This is a genomic window from Streptomyces sp. NPDC001970 (genome assembly GCF_053594115.1).
On record NZ_JBSFDW010000035.1, the window covers coordinates 1 to 23,070 of the forward strand.

16 protein-coding genes and 1 pseudogene are annotated in these 23,070 nt (G+C 67.1%); 7 read left to right on the forward strand and 10 right to left on the reverse strand.

Going from position 1 to position 23,070, the window contains the following annotated elements:
* Positions 1–173: 173 nt before the first annotated feature.
* The 3 genes from ACWCP0_RS32245 to ACWCP0_RS32255 all read left to right on the forward strand — a co-directional run bounded on the left by ACWCP0_RS32245 (position 174) and on the right by ACWCP0_RS32255 (position 3,404).
* Positions 174–1,706 carry an ISL3 family transposase gene (locus ACWCP0_RS32245; protein WP_451082297.1) on the forward strand — a complete coding sequence of 511 codons (1,533 nt, stop codon included), beginning with the start codon at positions 174–176 and terminating at the stop codon, positions 1,704–1,706.
* Between the two features lie 303 nt (positions 1,707–2,009).
* On the forward strand, positions 2,010–3,272 hold the full coding sequence (locus ACWCP0_RS32250) for an IS110 family transposase (RefSeq protein ID WP_451082298.1): 1,263 nt from the start codon (positions 2,010–2,012) through the stop codon (positions 3,270–3,272).
* 24 nt (positions 3,273–3,296) lie between these two features.
* Entirely contained in the window at positions 3,297–3,404 is a 108-nt protein-coding gene (locus ACWCP0_RS32255) for a helicase associated domain-containing protein (RefSeq protein WP_451082299.1), read from the forward strand.
* Positions 3,405–3,481: 77 nt separating this feature from the next.
* Here ACWCP0_RS32255 and ACWCP0_RS32260 read toward each other — a convergent pair whose 3' ends face one another.
* From ACWCP0_RS32260 to ACWCP0_RS32285, 6 genes are all read right to left on the reverse strand, one after another.
* On the reverse strand, positions 3,482–3,898 hold the full coding sequence (locus tag ACWCP0_RS32260) for a hypothetical protein (protein WP_451082300.1): 417 nt from the start codon (positions 3,896–3,898) through the stop codon (positions 3,482–3,484).
* A 50-nt stretch (positions 3,899–3,948) separates the two neighbouring features.
* Positions 3,949–5,976: a hypothetical protein gene (locus ACWCP0_RS32265; protein ID WP_451082301.1), complete on the reverse strand. Its 2,028-nt coding sequence runs from the start codon at positions 5,974–5,976 to the stop codon at positions 3,949–3,951.
* Positions 5,977–7,123: 1,147 nt separating this feature from the next.
* Positions 7,124–7,591, reverse strand: a complete 468-nt coding sequence (locus ACWCP0_RS32270) for a hypothetical protein (protein WP_451082302.1) — start codon at positions 7,589–7,591, stop codon at positions 7,124–7,126.
* The gene (locus tag ACWCP0_RS32275) at positions 7,588–8,838 is read right to left on the reverse strand and encodes an IS256 family transposase (protein WP_451082303.1); all 1,251 of its coding nucleotides are present in this window, start codon (positions 8,836–8,838) and stop codon (positions 7,588–7,590) included. Before ACWCP0_RS32275 ends, ACWCP0_RS32270 begins: the two co-directional genes overlap by 4 nt.
* A gap of 309 nt (positions 8,839–9,147) precedes the next feature.
* Complete coding sequence (locus ACWCP0_RS32280; protein ID WP_451082304.1) at positions 9,148–13,563, reverse strand: hypothetical protein; 4,416 nt, start codon at positions 13,561–13,563, stop codon at positions 9,148–9,150.
* Between the two features lie 444 nt (positions 13,564–14,007).
* A complete protein-coding gene (locus ACWCP0_RS32285) occupies positions 14,008–14,166 on the reverse strand; it encodes a hypothetical protein (protein ID WP_451082305.1) in 159 nt (52 codons plus the stop codon).
* Positions 14,167–14,419: 253 nt separating this feature from the next.
* Between ACWCP0_RS32285 and ACWCP0_RS32290 the strand changes: the two genes are divergently transcribed.
* The 3 genes from ACWCP0_RS32290 to ACWCP0_RS32300 all read left to right on the forward strand — a co-directional run bounded on the left by ACWCP0_RS32290 (position 14,420) and on the right by ACWCP0_RS32300 (position 18,345).
* Positions 14,420–15,193, forward strand: coding sequence for a hypothetical protein (locus tag ACWCP0_RS32290; protein WP_451082306.1), 774 nt, complete (start codon positions 14,420–14,422; stop codon positions 15,191–15,193).
* A gap of 39 nt (positions 15,194–15,232) precedes the next feature.
* On the forward strand, positions 15,233–15,658 hold the full coding sequence (locus ACWCP0_RS32295) for a hypothetical protein (protein WP_451082307.1): 426 nt from the start codon (positions 15,233–15,235) through the stop codon (positions 15,656–15,658).
* Positions 15,659–15,840: 182 nt separating this feature from the next.
* A complete protein-coding gene (locus tag ACWCP0_RS32300; RefSeq protein WP_451082308.1) occupies positions 15,841–18,345 on the forward strand; it encodes a GMC oxidoreductase in 2,505 nt (834 codons plus the stop codon).
* A 6-nt stretch (positions 18,346–18,351) separates the two neighbouring features.
* Here the strand turns inward: ACWCP0_RS32300 and ACWCP0_RS32305 are convergent, their stop codons facing one another.
* The 4 genes and pseudogenes from ACWCP0_RS32305 to ACWCP0_RS32320 form a co-directional block, all read right to left on the reverse strand.
* A complete protein-coding gene (locus ACWCP0_RS32305; protein ID WP_451082309.1) occupies positions 18,352–18,837 on the reverse strand; it encodes a carboxymuconolactone decarboxylase family protein in 486 nt (161 codons plus the stop codon).
* Positions 18,838–18,840: 3 nt separating this feature from the next.
* Positions 18,841–19,917 (reverse strand): NAD(P)H-dependent amine dehydrogenase family protein, encoded by a 1,077-nt coding sequence (locus tag ACWCP0_RS32310; RefSeq protein ID WP_351234386.1) that lies wholly within the window; start codon positions 19,915–19,917, stop codon positions 18,841–18,843.
* Positions 19,918–20,313: 396 nt separating this feature from the next.
* Positions 20,314–20,616: pseudogene (locus tag ACWCP0_RS32315) on the reverse strand (reverse transcriptase domain-containing protein); the annotation flags it as partial.
* Positions 20,617–20,623: 7 nt separating this feature from the next.
* Entirely contained in the window at positions 20,624–21,040 is a 417-nt protein-coding gene (locus tag ACWCP0_RS32320; RefSeq protein WP_451082310.1) for a MerR family DNA-binding transcriptional regulator, read from the reverse strand.
* A gap of 572 nt (positions 21,041–21,612) precedes the next feature.
* On the opposite strand from ACWCP0_RS32320, the gene ACWCP0_RS32325 reads away from it, so the two are divergent.
* Positions 21,613–22,965 carry a hypothetical protein gene (locus ACWCP0_RS32325; RefSeq protein WP_451082311.1) on the forward strand — a complete coding sequence of 451 codons (1,353 nt, stop codon included), beginning with the start codon at positions 21,613–21,615 and terminating at the stop codon, positions 22,963–22,965.
* Positions 22,966–23,070 lie beyond the last annotated feature (105 nt).

Sequence of the window (23,070 nt, forward strand, 5' to 3'; positions counted from 1 at the left end):
CCATCTCCCCGGCCCATTCCCCCTGCATGTCTACAAGACTGGCCCCGACTCCACCGAGCCGGGGCCAAAACCCGAGATTTTCAGCAGTCTTCTAGCACGGGACTGTAAATCGTTCGGCTCTGGCCCGTAGTCGGTGGTGACGCCGGGTAGCCTTCCGTGATCATGGTCGCGTGATGGATGTCAACTCTCTTGTGGCTACGGTGTTTTCTGGGCTGTCCGCGCTGGTCATCGAGGATGTGACGGATGGCGGTGACATGGTGGCGGTCACGGCCCGTACCCGGGAGGACGCGGTGCCGTGTCCGGTGTGCGAAACGCCGACGGCGAAGGTCCACGGGTACCACGGCCGGACCGTGGCGGACGTGCCGGTCGACGCCCGTCAGGTCGTCGTGCGCCTGCGCGTACGACGGCTGGTCTGCCCTGTCCTGGAATGTGGGCGGCAAACCTTCCGCGAGCAGATTCCCGGGCTGCTGGAGCGTCATCAGCGCCGCACCGTACGGCTGGCGGGACAGATATCGCAGGTGGCACGGGAGCTATGCGGCCGGGCCGCTGCCCGCCTCGCCGGTCTGCTGGCCGTGCCCGTCTCCCGCAGCACCGCACTGCGCCATCTGCGCTCTCTGCCAGTGCCGAAGGCACTGGTCCCGCGGGTGATCGGCGTGGACGATTTCGCCCTGCGCCGCCGCCACCGCTACGCCACGATCATCACGGATGCCGAGACCGGCAGGCGAGTCGCGGTGCTGCCCGACCGCGAGGCCGCCACGCTGGAGTCCTGGCTGCGTGAACATCCCGGGATCGAGGTCGTGTGCCGGGACGGCTCGGCCACCTATGCCGAAGCCATCCGCCGTGCTCTGCCCGACGCGGTGCAGGTCAGCGACCGATGGCACCTCTGGCGGAATCTCTGTGACAAGGTCCAGCTCAAGGTTCGCGCCCACGCCGGCTGCTGGGCCACCATCAACCCGCCCCGCCCCGGCGGAGTACGCGAGCAGACCACCCGCGAACGCTGGAACAAGGTCCACGATCTCCTCGGCCACGGCGTCGGCCTGCTCGACTGCTCCCGCCGCCTGGGCCTGTCCCTGAACACCGTCAAACGCTACGCCCGCATGCCCGAACCCCAGGCCCTGCGCATCGCCCCCACCTACCGGCCCACCCTCGTCGACCCCTACCGCGACCACCTCCGCGAACGGCGCCAGGCCGACCCCGCAGCGCCCGTCACCCACCTCCTGCGGGAGATCCGAGAGCTGGGCTACACCGGCAGCGCCAACCTGCTGGTCCGCTACCTCAACCAGGGCCGCGCCGAAGGCGACCGCCCCGTCACCACCCCGCGCCACGCCAGCCGCCTCCTGCTCACCGCCCCCGAGAATCTGCGCCCGAAGGAAACGACCCTGCTGGAGAAGATCGCTGGAGCCTGCCCGGAGATGACCGCGCTCACCGATCTCGTACGCGGCTTCGCCGTCCTGCTGAAGCCGGCCCCGGGCAACGACGTCAAACTCACCGAGTGGATCACCACCGCCCGCGCCATCGACCTGCCCCACCTGCGCAGTCTCACAAACGGCCTTGAAATTGACCGGGCCGCCGTCGACGCCGGCCTCACCTTGCCCTACCACAACGGCCGCACCGAAGGCGTCAACACCCGCACCAACCGGATCATGAGACAGATGCACGGTCGCGCCGGATTCGACTTTCTCCGACACCGCATCCTCCTGCCCTGACGGACACCCGGCGTCACCACCGACTACGGGCCAGAGCCGAACGTTTTACAGGTGGGCGAGATTGGCTGCGCTGATCACCTCGGGTACGGGAAAATGGGGTCGGACGTCCCGGTCAGCCGATGGGCCTGCGATGCTGGCAAGCTCGTTTACAGGATGGCGATGGGGGCCGATCAGGGGACCACGGATTGTTGCCAGGGCGACGTCTGTCTGCCGCCTGGAGCACGCGTGTCAGACTCCGCTACTCCCTTGGCCCCTCCGGGATGTCCGCCGCACACGGGTGTATCGGGCGGGAGGGAGAACAGGATGGCCCGGCTCCAGGATGCGAAGGACGAGTTAATTCATCTGCGGTCCGCGGGAGTGGACCTTGGGAAGCGGTTCCTGCTCGCGTGTGTACGGACGCCGAGTACGAAACGGGCTGGCAGCTGGTCGTTGGAGACCGAGCGGTTTGGTACTACGACGGCCGAAGTCCGGCGCTTGCTGGCCTGGCCGGTGGAGCGACAGGTCGAGGTGGTGGTGATGGAGGCGACCTCGGACTACTGGCGTTCGGTCTACTACCTGCTGCAGCCGCATCTGAATCTGATGCTGGTCAACCCGGCCCACCTCAAAGGGATTCGGGGTCGCAAGACCGATCCCAGCGATGCAGCTTTTCTCGCCAGGGCCGGTGCCTCAGGAATGGTGATGGCCTCGTTCGTGCCGCGACGCTATATTCGTGAGCTACGGGATCTCACGCGCCGGCGCACTGAGCTGGCGCGGGCGGCGGGCTGGGAAGCCCAGCGCTTCGAGAAGGAGCTCGAGGACACGGGGATGAAGCTCTCCTCCGTCCTCAGCGATGTGGCCGGTGCCACGGGCCGGGCCATTCTGGAAGCTCTGATCAGTGGGGAACGGGACCCGGTCCGGCTTGCCGACCTGGCGGTCGGCCGGGCCCGGAACAAGATTCCCGAACTCATCGAGGCCCTGGACGGGGAGTTCACGGGCCATCACGCGTTCATGGTCCGGCACTATCTGGACGAGATCGACCGATGGAAGAGCATCATCACGGCCTTCGACACCCGGGTCTCCGCCCTACTGGCGGAACGGGAACGGGACCTGGCCAATCTGGCCACCATCCCAGGCCTCGGACGTCTCGCCGCGGAGATCGTCATCGCCGAGACCGGCGGTGACATGGCCCAGTTCGCCTCAGCCCATCGCCTCGCGTCCTGGATCGGACTCTGTCCCGGACAGAACGAGTCGGCGGGGGTGAACCGGTCCGGACGCACCCGTCCCGGGAACAAGAACCTCAAACGCCTGCTCGGGATCGCCGCGATGGTCGCCATCAGGAAGAAGGACTCCTACCTCGGTGTCTTCTTCCGACGGCTGGCAGCCAGACGAGGAGGCAAACGGGCACTGGTCGCCGTGATGCACAAACTCGCCATCGCGATCTGGCACGTCCTTCAGGACAAGGCCCCCTACCGAGAACTCGGAGCCGACCACTTCACCCGCCGCGATCCCGAACGTGCCATGCGCCGCATGATCAAGGAAGCCAACAGCCTCGGACTGACCATCCGCTTCGAACCGATCGCAGCCTGATCCGCCCACCAAGGGGTCATTTTCGTGTCAGTCCCTCTCGGGGCATGGATCGGGAACCAGCGGAGCAGGATCGCGACGCTCACCCCCGAGCGGATCGAGCAGCTCTCCACCATCGGCATGCGCTGGATGTAAGCACTGGGAGACTCATGGTTCCCCCGGCACAGCCGCCGGGGAATCCATGAGTGGCTGGCAGTCTCCTGACAGGCTTGCTACGCCTGCCGTGAGCGCGGGATCCAGGACTCGCGCCCCGGCACAGCTGGCAGTTGCAGATTGTCCAGCGGATCTAGCGCGCGGCCAACCCGGCCCTCGCAGCGCCGCACCGATTGAAGATCCAGCGAGTCAGGCAGAGTTACCAGGGCGAGGTGAGTCCACGTACCCTTACGGGTCGGGTCCTCGCTCAGGTGCTTCTGCATGCGCGGAGCCAGCGCTGCTTGGCTCCTACGTACACTCCCGACGTACAGCACGATCGCGGCGGCTGTACAGACGGCGTAGACGGCCGTGCGTACCAGGTCCCACTGCTTTCGGTTGAGGACCTCGGCCACCGGCACGAGACGTGGACGTGACCAGCCGCGGACGACCCCGGTCGAGCTATCCGCGTCGTCGATGCTGGGTACTTCGATACTCATGAGGCGGTCGATGTGATCTGCAAGAGCAGGGTCGAGACGTACGGGCGGCCTCATTCGGCATCCGTCCCGGAGAACCGGTTCCGGTTCATCACACGGTGCAGCGTGTTCCAGTCGTTAAGCTTCCCGGTGATCTTAACGAGCTTCTGAACGATCTCGTACGGATCGGCCCATCCGTGGTCATCGACATAGGGCAGTTCCGAGCCCTCGTCCTTGCGCAGCGCCATCACCTCGATCTTCCCCTGGAGCTGATGCACGCTGTCCCGGACGCCGTCGGTGTCTTCAGCCACCTGCGCGGAAGCGGTCGGATCCTCAATCTCAACCTGCTGATCCAGGGCCATGGAGCGCAGCCCTTCGCTGGTCAGCAGCTCATCCTTCGTGCCAGCCGACGAAAACACCTCAGCGTGCTGATCTTCGTCCACCTGGCGCACGGGATGCCCGAGACGACCGTCAAACACTGCCTGAGCAAGCTGCTCTAGTCCACGCGGCGTGGACGCCAGCTTGCGCATGAGCTCTGCGGGCTCCTGCCCCTGTCCCTTGCTGGCACCGTGGGGGCTGCGCGGCAGCAGCGCCCCCTCGTTAGCCGCGCTGCAGGTGAGGTAGAAGGCGGCACGGACGGTGATCTGGTTGACGGCCGGCCCGACGGTCGGCTTCTTTCCCTTGGAGCGTTCTTCGGCCGCGTTCTTCAGTTCGGATCGGGCGTCTTCGAGGATGTTCTCGATGGTCCGCATGTCCACCCCAAGGTCGCGCAGTTCCGTCATGCGCAAAACCCGCTCAAGAGCAGAGCGTCGGCCCTCACGCCCGATGTCGTCGGTGATGGCCCTGGCCACAACGCGCGCGGTCAGTTCCGACCGGGCCTGTGTGCGCTCCTGGCCGGCGACGCCCCGAGTCTTAAGGGCTGCGGCGATCACGCGATCAGCCGACGTGTTCGGGTTCCGGAGCAGCGAGGACACCGCCAGGGCCGCGATGTCGTCGGGATGGTGTCCTTGCCCCGTTGCGACGGCGGGATTGTCGATCCACTTCCTGACCTCGCGGGCATCGGCACCCGGCACCGAGGCCAGGAGGTCCCTCTGCTGCAGGGCCTCAAGCGCCGCCTCCGCCCGTGTCTGCCACTCCGTATCGGGAGTGAACTGGGTCGGGCGGTCCAGGTGCTGTTGAGCCACCAAACGCCGACGCGCCTCGTCCACAGGGACGTTGCCGTCCACGGTCAGGACGATCTTCGTGTTGGGCATCACGGCACGCATGAGCGTGAGCTCCTCGCGCTGCGTCAGGGACGAATTCCCCGCACGGACCTTGCCCGCGATGGAGAGCAGCTCCGTCCGCCGCTGCTGCAGGGGGTGCTGTCGCAGCTCGCGAGCGTCGGTGGGCACCGTCCTGAGCCACTCCAGAACGTCGGCTACCGCGATCCCCTCCGATTCCTGAATGAAGAAGGTGCGCCCGTAGCAGTCGGCCGTCTCGAAGCCGCCGATGAGCGGCTGTCCCGGCAGGCTGATCAGCAACGGAAAGAGGATCCCACCGATGCGCACTCCGTTCTGCTCGATGTCCTTGCCATAGGCATTGTTGGCGGTGATCTCGTCGTCGACCTTGTCGAGCTCGGTGAAGAGGAACTGCGTCGCGGCGGTGAGGTCCTGATGTTCGCTCAGGTCACACAGACATGCCTTGTTGAGAGCGGCGGACGTGTACTGCGGCAGGCGAAACACACCGGTGTAGCGCTTCTCCGCCATGCGAAGGTTCTCCAACGCCCGAATCAGCGGCGCGATAAGGACGTCGAGCTGAAGCGTGATGCCCGTAACACCGGGAGCCAGTACCTCACGCCGGAGCCGCTTGAGCTGATCGAGCATGGCCTGCGGATCGGCGGCCAGCCACGCCGCGGTGGAGGCCACCTCGGCCGGCACCCCAAGGCCGATCAGCATCTCGCGGATCGCCCCATGCTGCTTCCACGTCAGATTACTGATCTGCTCAGCCCGGACACGAAGCTCAGCGTCCCGACTGCCCAGCTCCGCCTCGGCCACCACGTTCGCGCCGGGCGGGGAAGGAATTCGGTCGGCAGCATCGACGCCAATCACAAGTTGGTCGTTCACCTGACAACCCTCTCGGGCTCAGGGCGTGCGGAACATGCACGCCAAGCGGCGTGCGATCAACGCACGGGCAGACCAGAACGGCTGACCCCGGCGTTCCCGACCGGACGGACCAGGATTCTCCTGAACCTGACGGACGGAGCGCGCTCGGTACGACACGAGTGTTCGACAGCCATGGCAGGCCATGCTGGTCTCGTCGTCTGTGAATGGCCTTCACAGAACGGCGCGTTCGGTCACATCCGGCGAACTATCGCCAGCCCGGGACGGTATCAGGCGCCACTGCATGTTGTCGTGTGATTACAGGAGTTTCTTGAGCAGAAGCGGGGGGCGATGCGCTCTGTGCGCCTCGGCATCTCGGCGGCCACCGCCAACTGCTCCTCCCGGAAAACGGACTGGAGCCACTCGGTGCCGCAGCCGGTGCAGACCGGGCGTCGAGCGCGCCCGGGATCCTTCTCCTGGGCCAGGCGCTGCTGCTCGGGCTTGTACGCGGCCGCCCTCGCGGCCTCGGCCTGGTGAGGCCGCAACGGCTTCCCTGCGTGGCGTTGCGATCGCATCCAGAAGGGGCTGCATACGGTCGCGGCCGAAGCGCCAGAACACGCGCAAGGAGGGCCGTGCTACGCACAGCCCCCTGTCTCAGCGGTCTCGAGGCAGTTGTTATCCACCTCGATGAACACCAGCAGCACCCCGGCCTGCGGAGCGATGACCACGATGTCGAACCGGGCGCCGCCCCTGCCCGGCTGGTTCCACGTTCCCGGTAGCAGGCAGCGGGACCTCGGTCGCGTACGAGGCGAGCCTGCCGGTCCCGCCGGGTGCATCGACGGCAGCCTGGGGGAAGCCGCGACCTCGTCAGCCGGCTCTCCATCGAGCAGGGCCAGGTCTGGCTTCGGGTGCAACGTGGGCAACGACGGCCTCGTTCACCGCCACGGGTGGGAGGCGCCGCTGCTGCCCGCGGCGCGGGCGGCCCCGCCCGTCTCGCCCGCCAACCGTCCCAGCTCGGGCGAACTTCGCCAGCCCCGTGACGCCACCGACATCGCCGCCCTCGTGCGTAGAGTGGGGCCTGACGGACACGTTGACTGAGGCCGGTCCTCGAACCGGTCAATGCTGTCCAGTACTCGGCGAGCAATAGTCAAGAGTTGTGGGTGAGCTGATTTCAGCTCTCGCTGCGGTGGTTGAGGCCGGTCCTGGCAGTGTTGCGGATCCGCTTGGTGCGGCCGGCTTCGGCGAGGATCTCGATGGCCTCGGTGTTCGTCCCAGCTGCGGTCTTGAGCTGGAGCCAGTTGGATGACGCGAGCAGGTCGTCCGGCTGCCAGGGCAGCTCGAGCGTGACGGCGCGGAAGAGCGACCACTCCCGCAGGCGCTGAGCCAGGAAGGGGTGGGCGATCGCGGCCTGGGCTATCGACTGCGCCCACCCCTCGTAGGCGGGACCGGGGTACAGGTCGGCGGCTCGACGGTCCAGGTGCCGCAGCACGGCGGACTCGGCCATTGTCTGGTCCGGATCAGTGAGCACGCGGCTGACGAGGTCGACCTCGTCCGGGTCGGCAACGTGCCCCAGCTTGTCGAGGTAGGCCGCGAAGCGGACGTGCTCGTCCGGGTTCTGCAGGATGTCGTGGACGTTCATGCGGCCTGCTCCTCGCGCTCGACCAGGACGCCGTTCTCGAATCGTGCGCCCGCGCGGACCAGGGACACCAGGTGGGCTCCGGTGATCGCGCGCCATCGTGCCTGAGCGGACTCGACCAGCTTGAAGACCATGGCGAGCGCGGCCGCCGGGCTGCCCGCGCCTCGCGTGACCTTGGTGCGGAGCTTGACCGTGGAGAAGGTCGACTCGATGGGGTTGGTGGTCCGCAGGTGAATCCAGTGCTCGGCAGGGAAGTCGTAGAACGCCAGCAGTTCGTCCTGGTCCTCGGTGATCTTCGCGACGGCCTTCGGGAACTTCGCCCCGTAGGTCTTCGCGAACGCCTCGATCGCCTTCTCGGCGTGAGTGCGGTCCTCGGCGTTGTAGATCTCCTGCATCGCCTTCGTCGCGCCGGGCTGTGCGGACTTGGGCAGGCAGTTCGCGACGTTGCGGGCTTTGTGAACCCAGCACCTTTGCGGCCTGGCTGCCGGGAACACCTCGGCGAGCGCCCGCCAAAGGCCCATGGCACCGTCTCCGATGACCAGCTCGGGGTCGCGCATGCCGCGTCGGCGGCAGTCGCGCAGCAGGTCGGCCCACGACTCGGTGGACTCGCGCAGGCCCTCGGCCAGGGCGATCAGCTCTTTCGTGCCGTCCAGCCGGACGCCGAGCAGAACCAGGATGCACGAGTGGGCCTGGCCGAGCCGGACCTTCGGGTGCACGCCGTCCGCCCACACGTAGACGAAGTCGCGGTCGGACAAGTCCCGGTTCTGAAAGGCGGTGTGGTCGTCGCTCCACTGCCTGGTCAGCCGTGTCACGGTCGCGGCCGACAGGCCGGCTGTGCCGCCGAGGAACTGCTCCAGCGCCGGGACGAAGTCGCCGGAAGACAGCCCGTGGAGGTAGAGCAGCGGCAGCACTTCGGAGATCTTCGGCGACTTGCGGCACCACGGCGGAAGGATCTTCGAGGAGAACCGCTTGCGCTCGCCGGTCTCATCGTCGACGCGGCGGTCGTTCACCCGCGGGGCCTTGACCTCGATCGGTCCGGCAGCGGTGACCACGGTCCGCGCCTTGTGGTGGCCGTTGCGGACTACGAGACGCCGGCCGTACTCGTCGGTCTCCGCCATCAACTCGGCTATGTACTGGCTGACTTCCACTTCCAGCGCGGCGGCCAGCATCCGGCGGGCACCCTCGCGCACAATCTCGTCGATCAGGGAGCCGGACTGTGAGGAGCCGTCGTCGGTGACTACGCTGAGCACGGGCGTACCTTCCCGACCCGCGCTGCAACGCGGGCCTACTCGGAGACCTTAAGGATCATTCGGGAAGGTACGCCCTCCGCGTGCCCTCCGGAACCGATCCACAAGTCCTGAGCATTGCTCGTACTCGGCGGAGAAGGGCCGCACATGCCGGGAAGCCATGGCGAGGATCCTTGAAGACGGTCCGGTGGCCGTGTTCCCGTCGGCGTCGGAGCGCCGGCGATGCCCCGGCTACTGAATCTCGACAGCCGCGGTGAGTTGAGAGCCACGCATGTGCGCCTGGTGGCACAGGCGTGCGTTGGGGTGTCGCACTCAGCGTTCGCCTTCGAGAGCAGCGCTGAGACCAGTAACGTCTGCCAGGGAGAGCCTGTCGATGATGTCAAGGCACCGGCCGCGCTGGGATGTGGAGCTTTGGCGGTAGAGCCTCAGGACGATGGACACCAGATAGTGCCCATGGACCGCCCGGTGACTGGTGATGTCCCCCAGTCGGTCACCTGCCAGCTCCACTATCCGTTCACAGGCGTCGAGCGCGACGGCGGGGAGCGGACCGGTGTGGTTGTGCAGGGCAAAGACGAGGTGCTCCTGGTGGTCTCTGAAAGCGGCACTGTTGAGAAAGGCCTCTATGAGCTCGCTGGCCTGCGGAACTGGCATCTCGAAGACTTGCCGCAGGACGGCGGAGGCGTTCTTGCGTGTGTCGGCATCACTGTCTTCGAACAGGGCGGTCAGGAGACCAAATTGGTCTGGGTGGTGAGCCAGGGTTGCTGCCGCACCGCGCCGGGCACGATCGCTGAGCTGTTGAACAACGGCAGGCAGCTGGGAAGTCAGACAGTCGCGGACAGCGGCGATGGCCCACACCTGGCCAGCGAGTTCTGCCGCTGCTCCTGGCCCATGCAGAGCCCGCGCAAGGTGGTTCGCGAAGCGGTCGGGTGATCGGAGCAGGGCATACGTGAGCAGTCGCTGGGTGGTCTGGGCGTTGTAGATGTTGGGGTCCGGGTGGCTGAACAGTCTTTCGGCCGCATCGAGTGCGGTGTCTTGAGCGTGCCGGATCAGAGCCATGACGGCTTCGGCAGCGCAGGTACGGACGGCGAGAACCGGATCGTCGGCCATGCGCTGGACAAGGGGGATCAAGCTTGATGTGTGCTGGTTACCGTGGAAAAGCACGGTGGCGAGGGCCAGTGCTGTCTGACCTCGTGTGCTGTTCATGCCGGCGGTGAGCAGGTCCTGCCGGGCTCCCTCCTCGTCCGCCTCACGGATGTCGCCCGCGGGGTCGGGGTCAGCGGTGTAGGCATTCAGCAGCTGGTATAGAGCAGAGGTGTAGTTCTCTGGTGCGCTTTCCAGGGCTCGGCAGATCACGCCGGCGGCAGCCGTACCGATGGTGCGGTGGATGTGAAGGGCCAGTTCGGTCCACGGATCAGCGTCGATGTGGGGTGCGACATTGTGCAGGATGGTGGTGAGGTAGACGGGGGGTGATCCGGGGGCAAGTTGGAGCGCCAGTGCGGTGAAGCGCTCGGGTTCTTGAGCGGCACGGATTCCGAGTGTCTGGGCAAGTTCCTGAGCGCTGCCTCGCGGCTGCCAGGAGCCGTGGGTACGTGCTGCTGCGTAACGCTTCAGTGCTCGGTTCCACTGGGCATCGGTCATGTGTGCAGCTGCGGCGTCACTGATGGGAGAGTCGACGAATGTAGCGGTGATCTCCTGTGGAGGTTTGGGGTGGCCAGGGAACTTGCGCTCCCATTCCGCGAGCCTGCCGCGCACCGCGGCGCTGCGGCGGTCAGGACAGATCGCCGAGAGGAGTTCGTATTGGGAGAGGCCCCAGGCGCTGGGCATTCCCTTGGTTCTGCGGTGTTCCCAGGCCGGGTAGTAAGTGAGCAGAACAGCTGTAAGTCGGTCCACGGCTGCCTGGGTGCACTTAGGGGTTGCGGCGTCGATGAGCTCGCGGGTGACCCACCGTGAGCTGTCGGCCCATCCGAGTGTCAGGTTGTCCTCATCGCTCAGGAGCCAGTCGATCGCCGCATCGGCGTCATCACCGGCCGTGTACAGACGGCAGGTGAGGATACGTAGTTCTGTCAGGTTGGAGGGGCTCAGCTGCTGCAGAGCGTCCGCGGCAGCGAGCGGATCGGTTGCGGGCAGGGTGCGCAGCGCGGTGTCGAGCCCTGAGATCAAGATGCCGTCGACGCTGCGGCTGCCGATGTAACGGTACGCCCAGCGGCCACCGGGCGGAGTGTAGGCGCGGGTCTGGCTGCTGGCGGCGGCCACGTCCATGACGAAGGGCAATACCTCCCGCACAAAGACGGACGGTGCAGCGCTGCTGACGCGGGAAATCACGGTGGATGCGGTTTGGGAGTCGAGGGGCAGGTACTCGGACTCGAACGGGTCCCCCGAGCCCTCGTGTCGAGCGCGGTCGCCGCAGCGGCGCAGGTAGGCGCCGACGATGCGGGCGGTACCGGACGGGTCGTCCTCCGCGATGCTGTACAGCAGGCTCCAGAAGTCGCTGTTGACGGCTATGGGGCCGCGGGCGTCGTCCAGTTGCCCGCGGTCGATCAGTTCGATGGCCAGGTCCACCAGGGGCGGGGTGAGTGACCATTCGATAAGGGTGCGCAGCCATTGTTGCCATTGAGGTGTGGTGGCGAGGTGCGGGCGTACCAGTTCGGCGGTGCGCTCAGGGTGATGCTTGGCCGCGGTGATCAGTTCACGGAAGGCTGCTTCGGCCGTGTCAGGGGCGGCCAGCCACCGTTCCCATCGTCCGTCGTGATCAGCGGCGCCGAACCACCGTGGCAGCGACAGCAGACTGCGGGCCCGTCGCGCTGCGCGCGATGTTCCCCAGGCAATCGGCTCAATGGCCTGCCAGTCAAGGTCGGTGGCATCCAGCTGCCGAAGTACGGCGATGATCACCTCGTGGAGGTGCGGACGGATCTGGTCGGAGGTGAGTAGCTGTGCGACGGTGGTGCGGAAGCGGGGCCGGTCCGTGCCGGCAAGGTGCTCGAGGATCTGGCGGGTCTGAGCGCGTCTGAACAGGTGCTGGCCGGAGGCCGCGAGAAAACTGTGCACGTCGTCGTCGCCAGCGGTAAAAGCCCTGGCGAACAGGTAGTCGAAATAGGTCTCGTGGAAGAACTGGACCTTACCTCCGTCGCGGAAGAGGACTGCGTACGATTCCAGTGCGCTGACCTGTCGGCGAGGAAACGGGTCCAGGGTAGCTGCCGGTACCTGGAGCATTTCGCGCTCACTCATGGCGGAGCACAGGGCGTTAGTGATCGCTGGCCAGTCCAGAGTGCCGAGCTGGTTCTCGATTTCAGTCCGGACGTCGTTGGTGTAGCACTCGTAGAGCTCTTGCAGTGTCCGGTAGGAGCCTGTACGCGCCTGGGGCGAGAGTCGGGCGAAGACAGACAGATGCAGCGGAACACGTAGAAGCTGAAGTGTGGGCCTTCCCAGGACGTCGGGATCGGTTCCGTCCTCGCAGAGGACCGCACGGACGTCGGCCTCGTCCAGAAGGCCGAGCGAGAACCGCTCGACCCGAGAGTCGGACACCAGGCCGGTCAGTCTGCGGTCGTTGTCGACGTCGACGGAGCGGGCGACGAGCAGCACCTTCACGTTGGGGGCAACCCGCAACTGCTCCAGCACGTCCTCCACTGCCTCGTAGGCGTCGGGCATGCGGCCGCTGTAGGAGCTGACCGCGTCAAGCTGGTCGACGAGCAGGTAGGCCGGTTCTCCGTCTGCGACGCCGGCCAGAAGCACGGCCGGTGAATCCGGCAGCTCCATCGCCGTGCCCAGGGCTTTTGCCGTCTGCACGTTCGCGCCGATGCCATCCATCCGCACGGCGGCCACCGCTAGCCCTTGTGCTTTGAGCTGGGTCAGGACGTCTGCTGCTACGGTCGACTTGCCTGCTCCCGCACCACCTTCGCAGACGATGACCTGCGGTCCATCCGTGGCCGTCACCCGCTCGTACAGCTGCCTCGTGTGAGGGCGAGCGGCAAGCCCGAAAGACGGTTGGGATCGGTTTACGCGCCGTAGAAAGCGGTCCGCTGTGCTGGCCAGAGCCGTAAGGGTTCCTGTGTCGCCAGCCAGCAGGCGGCGCTGGACTCCGGGGATCGCCAAGAGGCGGTTCCACACCTGGGTACCGGTGATCCGCTTGTGCAGGTGGTCGCCGAGGAAACCGCGCAGTTCGTTGACAATGAGCTCACTGTCGCCGCTGATCAGGATCGAGTATGCGGCAGTCACCAGGCGTCGGAGCGTCTCCGGTGCATGCTGCTCAACGTAAATGGCGCTCAGGTACTGCCAGCCGGTCAGCTCGTCGACGTGTCCTGTGCCGGTCTTCCAGTGCCGGATGACGGTTGTGAGCTCACCATTCTTCTGGTCTTTGGTGAGCACGTCACGGAACTCCTCCAGCGTGGCGGCCGCGCGCGCTCGCTCACTCAAGTCATGGAGCTTGGGAGCACCAGTCGACAGGACCAGCCGCACCTTCTTTCCCGCCGCCAGGTGGCCGCCGACCTTTTCGAGGATCGTTCCCACCGCGGCCAGAGTCCAGGGCCCCTTGGAGGGGACGTCCTTGACCTGCTCGCACCACGGCCCGTCAGGCTCGGCAATCTCGAACTCGATGCCTTTGCCCGCCTTCCCTGGCGGCTCGAGCCGGATCCATGACGCCGATCCGTCGAGGAGGTCGGTCACGCGCAGGGCCGTCCACCAGTCCTCGTACTGATTCCCGACCTTGTCCGCAGACCCGCCCGGCAGCCCCATCAGGCACCTCCCTGTCATCACGTTCAGTGGCCCCTGCATCGGGAGCCTGAACGCACTGCTGACTTTAGCTTCAGCCACTGACACCCATCCCCCCTGTGCACAGCTCCCCCCGCCGCCGGGTGGGCCCCGGGCGAAGCGGCCGGCGAACTCCAGCTCACCGTCGGCAGCCAGAGCGCCGGTGCGGGCGAGCCCGGCGAGCAGGGCGGCATGAGCCCGCACCGCCACGGGCAGCGAGCCCAACGGCGGCCGTGCGCGCGGCCGGGTCGGCGTAGTGGCCGGAGCGATCAGCCAGGGCCTGCGCCAGCCAACCGTCGGCCTTCGGGCTGCGGTAGTCGCCTCGCTGAACCAGGAGGTCGGGGGCGGCTTCGTCCCCGGCCTGGCTCGGCACGCTGCGATCGAGTCGGCCAGCCCCGCCCAGCTGGGCGAGTTCTTCGGACCGGTCGACTACCCGCTGCTGATTTGGCGGCGTTGCTGTTCGGCTTCCGCGCGGCGCCGGTCGTCGACGAGCTTCTCCTGGACGACCACGTCGGCGTCCGGGTCGTACGGGCCGCCAGTCACGGCGAGCAGCTGCACGATGCGCTGCCTTCGCAAGCTCCGCTTCATGGCGGCCGTCGTCTTCGGCCAGGTCCTCGTGGCGCCGGTCCAGGTGCGCGCAGTCCGGCCTCGCTGAGCGCCTCCACCGCCTCGCTGGGCGTCATGCCCCGCGTGCGGCGCCGCACCGAGGACCGGCCGACCTTCGCGTAGTCGATCGGCGTGCGCGGAGTACCAGCGCGGCCGCGGGCCTCGGGGACACGGCGCGACTGCCACCCGTCGGCGCTGCTGAACCACCCCGGAGCCAATCCGCTACGATCCGCTGATGTCCTGCGTCTTCTGCGGCGGTTCTCCCGTCACCAAGGAACACGTCTTCCCCCAGTGGCTGAACAAGTATCTTCCGCCAGGGCGGCAGCAGACCGAGCAGGCCCGCTATGGAGCGGGCGCCTTCGACGTGACCAGGCAGAGCACGGGCCTGGACTTCACGGTCAAGAAGGTGTGTGCCCCGTGCAACAACGGCTGGATGTCGAAGCTTGAAAGCTCCTCCAGAGACGCCCTCGAACCACTGATCATCCGGCAGGATCTCGAGCTCATATCCCTCCGGCGGCAACGCCAGATCGCGCTCTGGGCCACAAAGACGGCGATGATGGCCGACCAGGTTCAGCAGGAGCCCCTCCTGCTGTCCCATCAGCTCCGGAGAATGCGTACTCACCGAGCGATCCCGGGTGGAACGCGCGTCTGGCTCGGGTCCTGCCCCGAACGCAACCCCACCGTCACCAGTCACACCGTGAGGATCGACCTCACAGGAGTATCCACTCCTGATACTCCCCAGCCGGTCGGGTTCTACTGCCCGATGAAGATAGGGCACCTGTGCATATACGTCTATTTCCCGGCCGTGGACGCCGTCATCCAGCACGCACCTGAATTCCACCGATCCGTCGCCCGGATCTGGCCCCGTCGTTCCAGCGACCTCGCTTTCCCCCCACCCGTCCAGCCACGGAACGGGGAGGCCTTCGAAGCATTCGCCGACGCGCTTCGCAAGAGCCTGTACCTCTACACACCCGAGCAGGCGGCTGAGCATGGGCTCAAGGAGTCCTGAGATCGGGGCCATGCTGTCTGGCAGATCACGCCAACTGAAGTGCTCAACCGCCAACTGAACAATGGCGAGAACCAGACGCTTGTGCTGGTCGGGCCGGAAGTCGCGGAGGACCAGGTCGGGGATCGTTGTGCGGTGCCGTCGTCTGCGAAGGGCGCCGTCCTTGAGCGACTCGCCCTGGAGAAGCCGCAGTGGCCGTTCAAGACCTTGGACGGTCCCCACGGCTTCGGCACCTACTGGCGAAAGAGCGGCATGTCCGGCGGGGGCGGCTGGCAGGCGCGTCGGGACTGCGTCGAAAGCATCCTCGGCCCCACCCGGGGCGCCCTGGAAAAGATGAACGAGGCAATCGGGGCCATCGACGACGAATTCGTCCCGCAAGGCCCTCACCTGCCAGCACATCACCGACACGCCGCACTCTCCGACGCACCATACGGCCGAAGCATCTTCGACGACATCGACGACGACTGACGGCCGCTCCGCCGTCGCCAACACCACACACATGCTCACTATGAAGAGCCCAGGTCAGCCTCGCCCCGTACACCCCGCCGACCGGTAAAACGGACGAGGCGCACCGGACCTCGGGCCGGATCGGGAACCTCTGGGCGGTCATCCATGACAACCAGCGGATTCCCTCGTTGCGCCGCCTCTACATGACCGCCACACCCCGGCTGTGGCAACTCGACGAGCACTCCGAGCAGCAAGGCGCGCCGGGCGAGCTGGTGGCGAGCATGGACGACTCCCCCGACTCCCCCCTCGGCAGCAGGTGCTTCACCCTGACGCTCTCGACGGCCATCAACCGGGGCATCTGCGCCCCCTACCTGGTCGTGTGCGTGGACATCACCGACACGCAGTTCCAGGCCGCGCAGCTGCTCGGCGCGGATGCACGGTCGGATGCCGTGCGGGGAGCGCGGCTCGCCGCCCTGCAGACCGCCCTGATAAAGGCATCCTCGGAGGAAGGGTTCAGGCGCACCCTCGTCTTCCACCACGTCGTCAAGGAGGCCGAGGCGTTCGCGGCCGGCCTCACGGCCCTCGCTCAGCGGCTGCACGCGAGCGATCCCGAGCTGTACCCGGCCACGATCTGGGCCGACTGGCTGTGCGGCGAACACAGGCCACTCCACCGACGCCGCGTCCTCACCGAGTTCACCGACGGCATCGCCACCGACGGCACCGTCATGGAGAAGAACTACCTGGGCTCTGTGAAGGTCCTCGGAGAAGGCGTTGATACGTCCCGGTGTGACTCCGTGTACTTCGCTGACGTACGCGGCTCCATGCCCGACCTCGTCCAAGCCGTCGGCCGGGCGCTACGGATCCATCCGGGCGAAGGCAAGACCGCGTCGCTGGTCGTACCGGTGCTGCTCGGGCCCGGCGAGACCCCTTCCGTCAAGGCGCAAGGAAAGAAGGGGCGTCGGCCGGGAGGCGGTGCACGAAAAGTTACCAATAGGTATGTCGTGACTTCGTACGCCAACGGCAGTAGAACCCGTTTCGATTCACTCGAAATCGAGGAGTGTCGTATGAGCGCTGACCTCCAGAACAGACCCCCACTAAGCGGAATCTCCCGCCGCCGATTCATCGCTGGAACAGGTTTCATTTCTGGCGCCGTGATACTCGGCGGCCACAACTCGCCGGCTCTGGCGGATCCGCAGCCGAACGCCGCCGTGATCGAACCGGGTGTGCGCATCCCGGTCCTGGTGATCGGCACCGGCTACGGCGGCTCGGTCGCCGCCCTCCGGCTCGCACAGGCCGGTGTCGACGTGCACATGGTCGAAATGGGAATGGCCTGGGACACCCCGGGCCCCGACGGAAAGATCTTCGCCAACACCACAAGTCCCGATTACCGTTCGTTCTGGCTGCGCACCAGAACCAAACAACCCCTCAGCAACTTCCTAGGTTTCCCGCTCGACAAGAACGTCCCCCGCTACACCGGCATTCTCGACGCCGAGGAAATGGGCGGGATCACGGTCTATCAGGGCCGTGGTGTCGGCGGAGGATCACTGGTGAACGGCGGCATGGCCGTCACACCGAGGCGCGAGAACTTCGGCGGCGTCCTGCCGTCCGTCGACCCCGACAAGATGTACGACGTCTACTATCCGCGTGCCAACGCGGAACTGGGCGTCGGCACGATCGACCTGGCCTGGTTCGAGACCGCGGCCTGCTACCAGTACGCCCGGGTGGGCCGGAAGCACGCGCAGCGGTCGGGTTTCCCCTTCGTCTTCGTCCCCGACGTCTACGACTGGGAGTACATGAAGCAGGAGGCCGCCGGGACGGTCCCGAAGTCGGCGCTGGCCGGTGAGATCCTCTACGGCAACAACCACGGCAAGAAGAGCCTCCAGCAGACCTATCTGGCCCGGGCACGGGCCACCGGAAAGGTCACCATCTCCCCGCTCCACAGAGTCACGTCCGTCACCCCCGAGTCCTCGGGCGGATACACCGTCGCCATCGAGCAGCTCGACACCGCCGGTGCCGTCACGGCCACGAAGACGGTCACGGCGGCCCGGGTGTTCTTCGCCGCCGGCAGCGTCGGCACCAGCAAGCTGCTGGTCCGGCTCAAGGCCCAGGGTGCGCTGCCCGGCCTGAACGGCGAGATCGGCAAGGGCTGGGGCGAGAACGGCAACGTCATGTGCGGGCGGGCCAACCACATGTGGGACCCCACGGGTGCCCTGCAGTCGTCGATTCCCACCGCGGGAATCGACAACTGGGCCGAGGGCGGCGCCTTTGCCGAAGTCGCACCACTGCCCACCGGAATCGAGACGTACGCCTCCTTCTATCTGTCAATCACCAAGAATCCGCACCGCGCCGAGTTCACCTGGAACGCGGCGAGCGGACAGGTGGAACTCAACTGGCAGACGGCCTGGAAGCAGCCGTCGATCACCATGGCGAAGTCGATATTCGACCGGATCAACGCGAAGGAGGGAACGATCTACCGCACCGACCTGTTCGGTTTATACAAGATCTGGGGCGACCACCTCACCTACCATCCCCTAGGAGGTGCGGTGCTGGACAAGGCGACTGACAACTACGGCCGCCTGCACGGCTATTCCGGCCTCTACGTCGTCGACGGGTCGCTGATCCCTGGCAATGTCAGCGTGAACCCCTTCGTCACCATCACGGCACTCGCCGAACGGAACATCGAGGAGATCATCGCCACCGACCTCTGACCCGCCTCAACGCTGGGGCAGGACGCAGACGCGGTCCAGCCCCAGCACATGGTTGAGCCGGCCGAACGCCAGCCAGGACCCGATGCTCATGCTGAGCTCCACGATCTCCGGCTGACTGTAGTGGGCCGTCATCCGGCGCCAGAAGTCCTCGTCCAGGCCGTGGTGGTCCAGGGCGTAGCGCTCGGCGTACTCGGCGGCCAGACGGGTGCGCGCGTCGAAGTCGCCCGTGGTCCGCCAGGCGGTGACCGCCTCCGCGAAGCCCTCGTCCACCTTCTCCCCGTCGCGTTCGGTGCGCCAGTCCAGGCAGAAGACGCAGCCGTTGATCTGCGCGATGCGCAGCCGCGCCGCCTCGAACTCGCGCAGGCCCAGGCTGGTGTGGGCGTATACGGCCAGCGAGAAGTTCGACGCCGCCATGCCTATCTCCGGAACCATGTCGCCCCACACGTAGGGGATCGGGTCCGCTCCCTCGGGGATGTCGATGCGCAGGGTCATCGGTCAGGTCCTTCCCAGTCGGCCGGCCGCGGGACGCAGCGGGACCTCGAGCGCGTCGTAGAGGCCGGGCTTGGTCTCGGTGAGCCAGTCGATGGCGTTGACCAGCCGGCCGACCGCGGTGGCGTTGCCGCCCGCCGACCGGTTGCCGCCCTCGTCGCTCGCCTCGACGGTGACCTCGATGCGGGGGCGGCCCTCGACGACCACCCGGTGGGCTCCGGCGCCGCCGTCCGGGGGCTGCGGCCAGTCGGGGGCACAGGAGGCGTGGATGCGGGTGACGTGCTCGACGACGATGCGGGGCTCCCCGCCGACCAGGCCCAGCACCTCGAAGCGCACGGCCCCCTGGGTGCCCGCCGCGAACTCGCCCATGGTGGACGTGGTGACGGTGGCCTCCAGCGGGCGCCGCTGGAGTGTCTCGCGGATCTCGTCGAGTTCGACACCCAGGGCGCGGGCCATCATCCGCAACTGCCCGCCCCACACCATCGTCGGTACGCCCTCGAAGAGCATCGGCGGCTGGTAGCCCATCGCCTGCCCCATGCCGACCAGGTTCCGTACCGCGTCCTCCTGGTCGTACGTGGAGTAGTCGAAGATCTCCTGGCAGCGGACCGCGTCGATGCGCGAGCCGAGGCCGGTGACCAGCAGGGGCAGGATGTCGTTCGCCCAGCCCGGGTCCACACCGGAGACGAACAGGGACCCGCCGCCGGCGGCGACGGCCTCCACCAGCGGCTCCCGGATCTCGGGCGGCGCGCCGCGGTGGTCGTACAGGCCGTAGACGGACGGTGTGACGACGACCGCCCCGGCCCGCACGGCCCGTTCGAGGTCCCGAAGGGCCTCGTCGGGCCGGATGTCCCCGGAGGCCGCGTACACGACCGCGCGCGGACCGGCCGCGAGGACCGCGGAGACGTCGTCGGTGGCCACCACTCCCAACCGGCGGCCCAGGTCGCTCAGTTCGCCCGCGTCCCGGCCCACCTTGGCCGGATCGGCGACCAGGACGGCCACCAGATCCAGCGACGGATGCGCGTCGACGGCGCGGATGGCCGCGCGGCCGACATTGCCCGTACCCCACACAACCGTGGAAATCATGGGCGGAGGGTACCGAGGCGCGGCAAAGCTTCCCAGAGCCGTGCAGGGAGATCTTTCCGACGCGAAAGGGATCTTTACGCCCCGCACGGCGCGGGACGTCCGGCCCGTGCGGCGCGGGTGTCAGGACCGCGGCGGCTTCATCGCCAGGTCCGGGTCTGTGTAGCGAACGGCCCTGTCTCACATTCGGTGGTGACGGAGAGTCGTGAGGGTCGTTGACTTGCATGTGAAGGATGTCAATGAGCTTGTGCGGACGGTGTTTTCGGGTCTGTCCCCGCTGGTCATGGAGGATGTGGCCGACGAGGGTGAGCGGATCGTGGTGCGGGCGCGGACTCCGCAGGAGGCCGCGCTGACGCCTCCCTGCGGAGTCCCGGTGTGGGTGTCCTGGAGCTCTCCGAGTTCCGTGAGGACCCCGGCTTTCAGGAATGCCTTCACCAGGGCCAGGACCCGTTTGTCCTTGATCCTCGCTCGGACGCGGTCCATCAGGGCGGCATGCTCGATCTCGTCGAAGCACGCCTGGATGTCCGCGTCCAGGACCCAGCGGTATCCGCGGGTCCCGAAGAGGTGGATCTCGGCGATAGCGCCCTGGGCCCGCCGGTTGGGTCGGAAACCGTAGGAGACCGGCTTGAAGTCGGCCTCGAAGATCGGCTCCAGCACCAGCTTCAGCGCCGCCTGGACCACCCGGTCGGCGACGACGGGCACGGCGGCTTCATACTGCCCCTCCTGCTGTGATGGTTCGGGTTTTCGGGGTGAGGTGCCCGGATTCGGCGATGTGCCGTCGGCAGGCGGCCTCGGTCTCGTCGTCCCAGGGGACGCACCAGCGTCCGCTGGGAGTCTTGCGGGCGGCCAGCTGGCCGTGGGCGATCCAGTAGTAGACCGCGTCAGCCGCGATCCCCAGGCGGCGGGCCACCTCCTTGACCGAGATCTCGCCGTCGCGGAACGGAACCGTGAACGGGGAGGGGATTTTGTGCACGTGGCGGACCCAGCGGACCGCCGCCGCGTCGAACGGCCGGCCCGACGCGGTCGTGATGCCCTCCCCGGCAAGCGGCATCCCTGCGGGGAGGGGGCCGGGGTCGGCGCCGTCGACGAGGTCGCGTACGTGGGCGGCGAGGGGTCGGGCGGTCATCCCGTGGGCGCCGAGCAGCAGGGAGGGGGTGGTGGTGAGGCGTTCGGCGACGGCGTGGCCGAGGCACGTCGGCGAGCGCGGCGATGAGGGTGGTCATGGCCTGCTGCCGGGCGCCCTTTCGGGTGCGGGCCTGCTGGGCGCTGCCGGTGATGTCGCGCCCGGCGGGGGTGAAGGTGGCCTGCGCGACGAAGAACGGCTGGCCGTCATCCCCCTGTCCCTCCCGGACGGTCGCGGACGGCGTGCCCAGCAGTTGGGCGTGCATCCCGGCATGCGCTCCCGCGCGGCGCAGACGTGGGCGCCGGCGCCGCCAACTCAAGCGCTCACTCGCCAACTGAAGCGCTCCTTACCGTGTTGGCGGGTTGATTCCGGTCCTTCGTACGATCGGGAAACCCAGGGGCCTGGGTATGGCTGGAAGCGCTCATGCCGTGGTTGTGGCTTTGACTGATTGGCCGCCCAGCGCCCCGCGACGACACGGCCACTCATTGGGATGAGCAAACAGAGATCGCTTCGTAAGGACACGTCGGCGTGGTCGTCGGCTGGGACCAGTCAACCGATCGATGAGGGAGGCTCGGGTGCCCGAGCTTTGGGCGGGGACGGATGCCGGCAAGGCCGCGCAGAGCCTCGCCGCGCAGGCCGGCGAGAACTACGGTGCTGGGGTGACTGATCTTGAAGTAGTGGCACGTGGGCTGGTTGGCGACGAACGCTCTTTTGAACAGCTGAGATGCCATCCGCGGCTTCCGCTGGTGGCCTGCTCGGACTCCGAGCGTCCGGCGGTCCACATCTGGGACTGCGGCGCGGGGCAGCTACGCGAACTCGGCTGCGTGGGCCTCACGTCGAATGCCTATGGAGACGCCTATGGGTGGGAGCGGGCAGAGCGGACGCCCGCTGTGGCGTGGCATCCGCACCAGCCACTGCTTGTCGTAGCAGGGGAAGACGGACTACGGCAATGGACTCCTGCTGGGGTCTCCAAACCGGAAGGCGCTCCAGCCACCGCCTCCTACCGCAGTCTGGCTTTCAGCCCGGACGGGCAGACCCTGTGGGGTTCGCCGTCGTTTCGCGACGAAGGCGGCGGGTGGGAGAGCTCGGACGTCCTTGACCTTGCCTCCGGAACCATCGGTGCCGGACCCCCGTGGGACACAGGAGTCGCGGAGCATCCCGGGGGCGGACTTGTTGCCACGCTCACCAGCGACCAGGGGGCCACGCACTGCCTTTTCGCGCGCGTCGATCAAGGGACCGCGCCTGCCGTGATGCGGCTGCTCCGCCGGGCGCTGATCCTGGACTGTGACGGCTACGAGACTCCGCTCTTCAGCGCGGACGGACGTCATATGGCGGTCCGCGGCAACGCGTACGACAACTCGGTGGAGGTATTCGAGTTTCCTTCGTTGCACCGGGTTCTGGCCACAACCCTCGGCGACCCCAGCCCTGGCTATCCGTACCCGCAGGAGTGGCTTGACCAGATGGAAGCCTGGTCGCGTCACAACATCGCCTTCGGACCGCAACCGGGCATGCTGTGGATCGCAACGCCCGCGGGGGCGCTGGTCGAGGTGGACCTCGAAACCCGGCAAGCGGTCGAGCACGATGTGCTGACCGGGTCCCGCTTGTCCGCGCTGGCCGCCACGGCGACCGGCGAGCTTCTCGTCGCCGGCAGTGAGGGAGAGCTGGTGCTCTTGTCCGTGCTGACCGGCTCCACGCTGACCCGCACCACAAGCAGGGACGTCTCGAGGGCTGCAGCCATAGCGTTCTTGGAGGCCACCGCCGAGATTCCGGACGACGGCGACGACCTGGAGACGCACCTTGTCCTGACCGACGGAATCCGCACATGGGAAGCAGACGATCTGGCAACGGTGACCACGGCCAGCGCAACAGATCCAACCTGGCTTCAACTTCAAGCCGCCATCAACAAGGCACAGGTCCAGAGCGAATAAGCCGTGGAACGCGATGCACCGCCTGCGACGGCGATGCATCGGCACGCCACATCCCCAGAGATGCTGGCCGAAATCCCAGCGCCAGGTGGCGGGCTCGGTCATGTG